The organism is uncultured Nostoc sp. (assembly GCF_937863485.1).
In the GTDB taxonomy this organism is placed as follows: domain Bacteria; phylum Cyanobacteriota; class Cyanobacteriia; order Cyanobacteriales; family Nostocaceae; genus Nostoc.
This window is the reverse complement of sequence record NZ_CALMFY010000097.1, coordinates 1-6,499: the sequence shown is the minus strand read 5'-3', so window position 1 is coordinate 6,499 and position 6,499 is coordinate 1. Positions and strand designations below refer to the sequence as shown.

At 42.7% G+C, this 6,499-nt stretch carries 6 protein-coding genes and 1 pseudogene; 1 reads left to right on the top strand and 6 read right to left on the bottom strand.

Annotation, left to right across the window (positions count from 1 at the left end; genetic code table 11):
• Nucleotides 1-368: 368 nt before the first annotated feature.
• Together Q0541_RS12845 and Q0541_RS12840 are read right to left on the bottom strand one after the other, a co-directional pair.
• Nucleotides 369-1,223, bottom strand: a complete 855-nt coding sequence (locus Q0541_RS12845) for a sulfurtransferase (protein WP_298910752.1) — start codon at nucleotides 1,221-1,223, stop codon at nucleotides 369-371.
• 58 nt (nucleotides 1,224-1,281) lie between these two features.
• Entirely contained in the window at nucleotides 1,282-1,695 is a 414-nt protein-coding gene (locus Q0541_RS12840; RefSeq protein ID WP_298910750.1) for a DUF6220 domain-containing protein, read from the bottom strand.
• A 113-nt stretch (nucleotides 1,696-1,808) separates the two neighbouring features.
• Here Q0541_RS12840 and Q0541_RS12835 point away from each other — a divergent pair, with 113 nt between their 5' ends.
• Nucleotides 1,809-2,471, top strand: coding sequence for a LuxR C-terminal-related transcriptional regulator (locus Q0541_RS12835; protein WP_298910746.1), 663 nt, complete (start codon nucleotides 1,809-1,811; stop codon nucleotides 2,469-2,471).
• 151 nt (nucleotides 2,472-2,622) lie between these two features.
• Here the strand turns inward: Q0541_RS12835 and Q0541_RS12830 are convergent, their stop codons facing one another.
• The 4 genes and pseudogenes from Q0541_RS12830 to Q0541_RS12815 all read right to left on the bottom strand — a co-directional run.
• Nucleotides 2,623-2,862: a hypothetical protein gene (locus Q0541_RS12830; RefSeq protein ID WP_298910743.1), complete on the bottom strand. Its 240-nt coding sequence runs from the start codon at nucleotides 2,860-2,862 to the stop codon at nucleotides 2,623-2,625.
• A 15-nt stretch (nucleotides 2,863-2,877) separates the two neighbouring features.
• Nucleotides 2,878-3,078: a hypothetical protein gene (locus Q0541_RS12825; RefSeq protein ID WP_298910742.1), complete on the bottom strand. Its 201-nt coding sequence runs from the start codon at nucleotides 3,076-3,078 to the stop codon at nucleotides 2,878-2,880.
• Between the two features lie 410 nt (nucleotides 3,079-3,488).
• A complete protein-coding gene (locus Q0541_RS12820; protein ID WP_298910741.1) occupies nucleotides 3,489-5,201 on the bottom strand; it encodes a bifunctional diguanylate cyclase/phosphodiesterase in 1,713 nt (570 codons plus the stop codon).
• A gap of 753 nt (nucleotides 5,202-5,954) precedes the next feature.
• Nucleotides 5,955-6,499: pseudogene (locus tag Q0541_RS12815) on the bottom strand (tetratricopeptide repeat protein); the annotation flags it as partial.

The following is a 6,499-nucleotide window of genomic DNA, read 5'->3' as shown; positions in this document are numbered from 1 at the left end:
TTTAAGGCGACACATTTTATTATTAAGCCGACTCATTAACAATGAAAGCCGACACATTTGCATTGCAAGCCGATGCATTAACAATGCAAGCCGACGCATTGGCATTGCAGGGTATTGTCTTTGATTAATTCGCTACGAATTAATCAAATGCTGTACTAAGGGCTATGGGATATTGAGGTAAACTCTGGTAAATCAGATATATCCCCTAGTAATGAAAGCTTTAGTAAAACGCGGCGCTACAAAGGAGAAGGTAGCAGCAGTCACACTTCGCACCATCACCAAGAAGAACAGGGATTATCCCCAGGCTTACTTATCACGCTCAAGAAAATGGGCACAAGAAAAGCAAATATATTCCCAAGTAACTCTCACTATTTCTCGATCGCTACATCAGGCAGACGACTCCACTCATTCCAAGAGCCATCATAATTCCGAACATTCGGATAGCCCAATAAATACTTTAAGACAAACCAGATATATCCAGAACGCGCACCTATAGTACAGTAGGGAAACACTTCTTTATCAGCCGTAATGCCTTTACTCTCATAAAGATTTTTCAATTCATTGAATGATTTAAAAGTTCCATCCTCATTGAGAATTAAGGTATGCTCAAGATGCACTGCACCTGGAATATGTCCAGTGAGTTCACCTGCTTTAGGTGGCTGATTGAAAAACCACTCACCACAATATTCTTGAAGTGTTCGGACATCCAACAAGAGGCGTAGGCGTAGCCCGTCGTAGACATCGCTTCTACCAATCGATGCCTGAACTTCATTATGTAATACTCGCAGATGAGCATTAGGAGTTTTGGCATGGTAATCAGTGTCAGCAAAGGTGGATAACTCAGTTGCGAGTGGACGAGCTTCTGACTTCCATTTCTGGTAGCCGCCATTGAGAACTCGGACATTCTCATGCCCAAAGACTTTCAATAACCAGAAAATCCAGGCTCCTGTTCCAGGATAACTGCCATAAGCAATCACTGTTGTGTCATTGGTGATGCCTGAGCGTGCCATCAATTTCTCAAAAGCTTGTGCATCCCAATTCATCTTCAAATCGGGCAATAGTAAGTCTGTAAAAATGTTCCAGAAGACAGCACCAGGGATGTGAGCATTTTTGTACGGCTCTAGACTCATATCTACTTCGATAATGCGGACGTTTGGATCGTTGAGATGATTTGCCAGCCACTGGGTATCAACGAGAACGGATGAATCAGCGTATTGAGACACTTAATATTTCTCCTGTAATAGCGCTAAAAGAATTGAAAGTTGTGTTTCCTCTTCAGATTTAGTCTTGGTTGGGAAATACGATGTGTGATGTCCGATGAACTAGGGTTGTGGAAATAGAGAATAAGGAAAAGCCGATAAGTGGGTGGAAGACTGCTAAAGGAAAAGAAGTCTTTAAGTGAATTGTGAGAAATTGTAGTCCCAGCAGCACTGGCATACTTGCTGTAAGGCTCTGGATTCTTGGGGGAAAGGGAATCAAAAACACCCATACCAACAAAATTAGTGAGAGTCCGCTATATCCTCGCACGAGCCAAATATGTAGGTTCCACCAATCAGAATTGTAAAAGTAAGCTAATCCAACACTGAATACTTGGGTTGCTAAACAGAGATTGAAAAACACTGCTGCGATCAAAAAACTAATTTGAATCCAGCGCCCGGATATCTGTGTGTCATCAATGCCAGAATTTATAGTCATGGTAAAGTAATCCAAAAAAAGCAAACAAAGGATTTGACTTGATGTGACTAAAGTTAAGATAGGTCTGGTTGCTATACTGCGCCTAGACCTCGAAAGGGTACACTTTGCCAATCATGATTGCCTTACAAGCTCTATTTTATGCAATTGCTCAAGCTAAAGATGAACAGACGTTGCGATCGCACATATCCGCAGAAATGAGTCAGTATTTTTCAGCTACACGAGGTGGGCTGTTTTTCTTTGCTCAAATTTCTCTAGTTGACAGCAAGCTCCAAAAAGCAATGCAAATTGCATTATCACCCCAACACAATCCACTTGCACGCTACTTGCTAGAACACCATGCCCCTGTTCATGAAGCTTTGGTAGTAGAACCTAAGACGTGGAAGTTGATTTGTCCTCGTGCTGATCACTGGCACGTCATGGCAGGGCCGATTGTCAGCAATGGTGAGTTAGTGGGCGTGTTAGGTTTTACCCGTAAGCAAGGAATGCCTGCATTCGACTCACAAAATCTTACAGATTTGAGTGCGCTTTGTCTGCACGTTTCGACTTGGGTGGCAACGGTGAGATTACAACAACCACTATTACAGACAAAGCGTTTAACGCCTCGTGAAATGCAAATTGCTGACTTGGTGGCTCAAGGACAAACCAATGCAGAAATTAGTGCTGAACTTTGGATTACTGAAAACTCTGTCAAGCAAGCTTTAAAAAGGATGTTTCGCAAGCTTGAGGTTTCATCTCGGACTCAGATGGTTGCAAAGCTTTCCACAGTTTCAAAATAGGTATTGCTGAATAAAGAGATGATTCTTGTGGGGTGGGCATCCTGCCATTGATGTCAAGTTAAGAAAATAAGAATCTTGTCAAGTGCTTAAAACTCAATTGTTTAAATATCCTCTTCATCGTTGATTGTCTGTTGCTCATATTCTGCGCTGATTAGTCATCTTCAAGACCTTCCCAAAGTTGAGCAACAGGAATCGTTTGCTCAGTCATGGCTTCGTGCCAAGCTTGCCGGAAATCTGCTAAGACTTCTGCCTGAGATGTCTCATCCGGGGCTTCCTCATCTGGGATTAGAACAATGACTTCTACACGGCTATTTTTATCTGTTGTGAGAGGATGATCTAAGGTTAGTTGTCCCTCCTCATTGATCGTTGCCATAACTTTAAGTGCTTTCATTGCTACTCCAGTATGTTAAGTGGCAGTGGTTAGGTTAATGCCCAAGGTTTCAAGTTGTTGGTTTATCCAAGCTGTTGCGATCGCCGGTTCTACTCCTGTTTTAGCAATTTCTAGCAGTTGTTTGGATTGCTTCCGCGCTTTGTGAGATGCTCTGACCTTTTGTGTGATTTTCTGGCGAGTAGATTCTTTCGGTAGCGCGATCGGAATATTTAACAACGTCCTCCGTAGAAATTGCCGGATACAGGACTTACGCAAAAATTGCTAAAAAGCTTAATTTCTCGAACCGCCTTTCCTTCTCTACGAGAGGCTGCGCCAACGGAACGCTACGCGAACGCGCAGCGTCTCGTAGAGAAGAATTAGTAGAGTGTGCGTAAGTCCTGGGATACATACTGGCAGTCGGATGAAGATCAAGGATTTCGCAGACAATGGGCGATCGCAGTTCCTAGAGGATTAGCCTCGCCTTTTACACTGCGAATTTGCCAATGGATTCTAATGCGGCTAAACCCGGACAATTTTTTTACCACACAAAAAGAATCTCAATCTAGGTGCGTAGCGTTATACAAGTATTCGGATGGCCGCCGAGATAGGTGCAAAATGGAACACGTTGTAATGGCTTAGGTATCCACCTATGCTGCAATTGTCTCCATCTGCTGAGAACTTTTGTGCAACATCGCAGCAATTATATCAGCAGGGACAGGACGACCAAAGTAGAAACCCTGACCTTCTTCACATCCCCGCATTTGCAGGTATTCAAGCTGTTCTTGGGTTTCCACACCCTCTGCCGTGATCTTCAATCGGAGGCTTTTTGCTAGGGCAATGATCGCATCGGTGACGGCGGCGCTATCAGAATTAGATATGACATCCTGCACAAATGACTGATCAATCTTGAGCATATTCACAGGAAAGCGCTTCAAGTAGTTCAGCGAGGAATAACCGGTGCCAAAGTCGTCTAGAGCCAACCAAATACCCAGTTCTCGTAATTGTTTTAAGGTTTTAACTGATCGCTCAATGTCAGCCATCAAGAAGCTTTCCGTCACTTCCAGTTCCAGGTAAGATGCTTGGAGTCCAGTCTCCTCAAGAATTTGGCTGACGACCTCAACTAGATTTGCTTGTTCAAACTGTCGAGCTGACAGATTCACAGATATCCGAATTGGGGTAAATCCAGCAAGCTGCCAAGCACGGTTTTGGGCACAAGCAGTTCGCAAGACCCATTCACCAATTGGTACGATCAAACCATTGGCTTCTGCAATGGGAATAAACTTTACTGGAGAAACCAAACCGAAGGTAGGATGCTGCCAGCGAACTAACGCTTCCATAGCTGTAACTTGTCCGCTGTGTAAATCAATTAGAGGTTGATAATAAACCAGCATTTCGTTGCGCCCAAGCGCTCCATGTAATTCATTTTCTAAAGTCAGTCGCTCTTGCAACTGAGCATTAATTTCTGGCGAATAGAATTGGTATTGGCTACGCCCTTGCTGCTTCGCCTGGTACAGTGCTATGTGAGCCTGTTGCAAGAGTTTATCTACACTATTAGGATCATTGAAGTCATTAATTGTGATACCAATACTAGCGGTGAGATGAATCGAGTTACCTTCTAGAAAAAAGGGTTTGCTCAGGGTACTCAACAGTATTTGAGATAACTTAATCACATTTTCAAAAGAATGAATGTTAATGCGGGCAAGGGCAAATTCATCTCCACTTAAATGGGCAAGAATATCTGTTTGCGCCATGCAGGTTGATAACCTATGAGCAACTGCTCTTAACAACAAATTTGTTGTCTCATGCTCTAACCCATGACTAATATCAGTGAAATCATCAATGGCCAGGAAAAAGACAGCTACAAGGCGCTGTTTGTTTTCAGGTTGGGATAGAGTTTGATAGAGGCGATCGCGGAATAAATCACGATTGGGCAATCCAGTTAGATCATCATAATTAGTGATGTAGTGAATTAACTCATCTAATTTGTGAAGAGTTTGTGAGGTATCCGCCATCAAGGTACCCGCTTCATCAGCAAATTCTGTAGGCAGTTCAGGTAGTGTTTTGGTATTGAGGTAGTTTTGCAATGCAGCAGATGTCAAAATGACTGGTTTGAGGAGATGGTTTAGGGCGTAGAGGGTGGCAGCCGTACCCGCTAACGTAGCTAACAGAGCAATGATCATAACTCGCACCGCCATCTCCAAGGAATAGGAGTTTGAGATGACGAAACTCAAGAGTAAGGTCAGAAGTGGTACATGAGTGCCCAAAAATGCCACCAACATGATTTTAGCGGTGTAACTTTTCTTGAGCCATCCGAAATGAGCTAGGAATGAATACAAGTAAAGCTTGTGATCGAGTTTCATAAATTCTGTTTGATAGTTGGCGAATTAGTTCCGAGCTATCCTGGCAAAAGAGTATTTTTGATTCGCAATCCAGTGGAATTAACTCTCATGGAACCCAACCCTCATCAGGTTATATATTATGCTTCCCAATATAGGTTTTTACTTAATATCTATAAAGATAAAGTTTCTGTAAAACTTATTCCACAAACAATTCCAAAATCAAAATTCAATTGTATTGATTGTTACAGTCACAGTAGTTATCAGTTGATTTGAATGTAATGTAAGAGCAAAAATAACGACATATAAGTACTTGTATTTGCCAGTGTTTACCCGTAGTTTAAGTTAACTAATTTCGATTTATGCAAGAGGTCTAAGAGAGGGAAGGCTTGCTCGGTGGGTTAGATTTCTGAGGTTTTGATGTTAGTAATAATACTTTTGAAATATCCTCTAAGGGACTTCCAAAGCCTCTGAACCTCAACGTTGAGCCTTTGAACCTCAAATTTCGAGTTTTGTAATTAAAATGGCTATGCGATGTCTACGACGGGCTATTCGGCGTCGCTCTATTTTTCACTGTACTTTAGATATAAGGGGGTAATTGCACGTTGTCAATTAGCATGAAAATCGAACCGCAAAGGACGCAAAGGGCGCGAAGGAAGAGACAAGAGGGAGCGATCGCTATTTGAAGTTACAATTTGTAGGCGATCGCTGCTAAAATTTAAACTACAACTGTTGTGTGGCATCAATTTGGTGTAATTTTGTGAAAGGGTGCGATCGTTAGCGATATGCTTTTCTTAAAAATCTTGCATAATTTCCCCGAACTGCCATTGTATCGGGATGACCTACACCTAAAGCCTGCTCACAAATTGCCAAAGCTTGCTGATACAAGGGTTCGGCTTCGCTGTCGCGTTCTGTAGAACTGTAGAGTGCTGCGAGATTGTTCAAAATAATAGCGACATTGGGATGGTTGTCTCCTAGTAAGCGTTTTTTCAGTTTCAAAGCTTGCTGATACAGGGGTTCGGCTTTGCTGTAGCGTTTTGTAGAAGCGTAGAGTTCTCCGAGATTGTTCAAGCTAGTGGCAACATCGGGATGGTTGTCTCCCAGTAAGCATTTTTTCAGTGACAAAGCTTGCTGATACAGGGCTTCAGCTTCTCAGTAGCGTCCTGTAGAAGGGTAGAGTACTGCCATATTGTTAAGGCTAGAGGCGACAAACAGATGTTCTTATCCCAGTAAGCGATTATACAGTTCCAAAGCTTGCTGATACAAGGGTTCAGCTTCGCTATAGCGTCCTGTAGAGACGTAGAGTAATGCGAGATTGTTCA

Bases quoted from the DNA above. Each gene is read 5' to 3' on its own strand.
- Q0541_RS12840 (WP_298910750.1), bottom strand. From the start codon at position 1,695: ATGACTATAAATTCTGGCATTGATGACACACAGATATCCGGGCGCTGG.
- Q0541_RS12835 (WP_298910746.1), top strand. From the start codon at position 1,809: ATGATTGCCTTACAAGCTCTATTTTATGCAATTGCTCAAGCTAAAGAT.
- Q0541_RS12830 (WP_298910743.1), bottom strand. From the start codon at position 2,862: ATGAAAGCACTTAAAGTTATGGCAACGATCAATGAGGAGGGACAACTA.
- Q0541_RS12820 (WP_298910741.1), bottom strand. From the start codon at position 5,201: ATGAAACTCGATCACAAGCTTTACTTGTATTCATTCCTAGCTCATTTC.